Origin of the sequence: Aquipuribacter hungaricus, from assembly GCF_037860755.1 — a bacterium.
Taxonomy (GTDB): Bacteria; Actinomycetota; Actinomycetes; order Actinomycetales; family JBBAYJ01; genus Aquipuribacter; species Aquipuribacter hungaricus.
The window spans coordinates 1-587 of sequence record NZ_JBBEOI010000529.1 but is presented as its reverse complement, the minus strand read 5'-3'; the positions used below and the strand labels follow the sequence as shown (position 1 = coordinate 587).

Here is a 587-nt window from a genome sequence, read left to right as displayed (position 1 = left end):
GGCGGCCCGGGAGGTTGGCGTGGGCCGGCTGGTGAGTGTCTCCGGTGCCGGCGTGACGTTACCGGGTGATGAGAAGGGGGCCGGGGCGCGGTTCGTCTCAGCGCTCACCCGTACGTTCGCCCCTGATCTGGTCGCCGACAAGCAGGGCGAGCATGACGTCCTGGCTAGCAGCGACCTGGCCTGGACCGAGGTCCGTCCGCCACGGCTGAGCGAGGCCGACGGTGCCGGTAGCTGGGGGTTGACCGAGCAGGCGCCGGGGCTGCGGGCTGCGGCGGTGAGTAAGGCTGACGTGGCTGCCGCGATGGTCGAGCTCCTCGGCCTGGACCATTGGGTGCGCCGCTCGCCGTTCCTCGTGGCCGGACCGGACGCGTGAGGGCGGTCCGGTTCCATCGCCCGGGCGGGCCAGAGGTCGTGCAGGTGGACGACGTGCCCGGCCCGGGCGAGCCGGTCGGCGACGAGCTCCTGGTCCGGGTGGCGGCGTCCAGCATCAACGGCACTGACCTGGGGCTTCGCCGGGGCGGGATGCGGGTCGCGACGCTGGGCCGGATGCCGTTCACCCTGGGTTTCGACCTGGCCGGCACCGTGGA

2 protein-coding genes are annotated in these 587 nt (G+C 73.3%); both read left to right on the top strand.

Translation table 11 applies throughout. The features are described from left to right. Positions 1-373, top strand: a 373-nt coding sequence (locus tag WCS02_RS21005) for an NAD(P)H-binding protein (protein WP_340296243.1), incomplete at its 5' end; no start/stop codon positions are given. Beyond that, positions 370-587: alcohol dehydrogenase catalytic domain-containing protein (locus WCS02_RS21220; RefSeq protein ID WP_422665453.1), on the top strand; the 218-nt coding region annotated here is incomplete at its 3' end. The genes WCS02_RS21005 and WCS02_RS21220, both read left to right, overlap by 4 nt.